Here is a 1,748-nt window from a genome sequence, read left to right as displayed (position 1 = left end):
GATGCCCATGAACTCTGACGGCGACGCCCCACCGTTGGGTGTACAGGTGGGGCGGTCGTCGGCAAGGTGTCGTTTCTTCGGCGAGGTGCCGGTGGTTCAGAACCTGTATTCGGTACTCAAGATCAGGCCGTCATCCGCCGGATGTCGTCGGTGATGCCTTCCAACGGCGCTGTGTTGCCGATGGAGGCGAACCAGTCCCACAGCTCCAGAGCGTGGTAGAGGCGGTAGAGGCCGACCCGTTCGCTCCAGTCGGCCGGCAGCGTGCCGTAGCCGTCGCAGAGCGCTTCGCGCTTGTCCTGGTCGTCGTGGACGCAGTAGTAGTCGGTCTTGGCCATGTCCATCAGTGGATCCGCGGCGATCGCGTTCTCCACGTCGATGAAGCCGCTGACCTGCCATCCGCCGCTGTCCTCGGCGACCAGGACGTTGCCCTCGTGGAAGTCGTTGTGGCACAACACGGCATGCCGGCACGCGCGGAGCAGGTCAGCCTGCCGGGCGACCTTCGCTTCGATGGCCGTCGCAAGCGCCGCATCGGCCCCGTGATCGGCGTACTCCCTGAGCTTGTTGTGGAACTGCCGTGTCATATAGGCGGTGTTCGTCGGCTCGGGATCCAGAACCCGCGTGGTGAGGTATCCGCAGGCGCCCTGCGGGATCTGGTGGACTGCAGCCATGCAGCCCCCGATCTGGCGGTAGATCTCCCGCAGCGATGCCCTGTCGAGGGTGTGGCTGAGGGCGGACAACGGCTGGCCCCTGAGCATCGTCATCACCGTGTAGCAGCGCCCGAGCGCGTTGTCGGCGTCCCCATGGTGCAACACGGCAGGCACCGGCCCGACACCGTGCTGCTGAAGCAGCTGGTAGACGTAGGTCTCTTTCTGCTGTTTCCAGCGCCATTGATCGTCATAGATCTTGATGACGACCGGCTCGGCCGCCCCGACGAACCGGATCTCGAAGATCGTGCTCAGCACCCCGCCAGTACGCCAAACGATCTCCCCGACGGACGCAGCGGGAAGGAGGGGATGCAGGAGTTCCTCGGCCATCGCCGGCGGCAGCGCTGTTGTTGCGGACACGCGGAAACCGTAGATGCGCCAGGGCGGCCGTCGCGAGCGAAATATGGGTGGTGCGCAGAGCGCCGGCGGAGAACGCCTGGCATGCCTTCTTCAGCAGCAGGTTCTCAGTGGCCGACCACCTCGCTCACTGCGGCGCGGGCGGCGGCCTCGTCGACGAGGTTCTTGCCGGTGGCGAACGCGGCGACCAGGGCCTGCAGGGAGAGGTTGTTGACCGCTCTGGGGTAGCCGCGCGAGGTCGTGTGGATCAGTGTGAGGGCGCCCTCGGTGAACAGCTGGTCCAAACGCCCGGCGATCTTCAGATGGCGGGCGACGTAGCCGGCCGTCTCGGTGCAGGTCATGCCCGGCATCGTGTAACGCAGAGCGGTCCGCTGTTCGAGTCCGGCCAGGACGGCGAGTTTCATGGTGCGTCTGAGGGTGGGCTGGCCGACCAGCAGGCAAGACAACGGGGAGCCCTGCTTGGCGACCCGGCGGTGCTCGGACCAGCGGAAGGCTCCAGCAAGGTCGGCGGGCCGGGGGACGGGGAAGGGGGCGCCGGCCACCCACCGCCGGAGCGGTTCCTGCTTGGTCTCGCTGTGGACGCGGCGGTGGTAGATGTTCTCGACCCAGGCGGTGAACAGGCGGTTCATCTCCGCGAGGTCCTTGATCTCGAGGCCGACCTCGCCCTTGTCGAAGGCGATCTCGACA

At 66.5% G+C, this 1,748-nt stretch carries 1 protein-coding gene and 1 pseudogene; both read right to left on the bottom strand.

Annotated elements, in window-relative coordinates:
* Nucleotides 1-122: 122 nt before the first annotated feature.
* Nucleotides 123-1,064, bottom strand: coding sequence for a phosphotransferase family protein (locus VXC91_RS45115; protein WP_329513130.1), 942 nt, complete (start codon nt 1,062-1,064; stop codon nt 123-125).
* A 104-nt stretch (nt 1,065-1,168) separates the two neighbouring features.
* Nucleotides 1,169-1,748: pseudogene (locus VXC91_RS45110) on the bottom strand (hypothetical protein); the annotation flags it as partial.

The organism is Streptomyces chiangmaiensis (assembly GCF_036281785.1).
Classification (GTDB): domain Bacteria; phylum Actinomycetota; class Actinomycetes; order Streptomycetales; family Streptomycetaceae; genus Streptomyces; species Streptomyces chiangmaiensis.
Note: the sequence above shows the minus strand (reverse complement) of the source record. Positions and strands in the feature narration are given on the sequence as shown.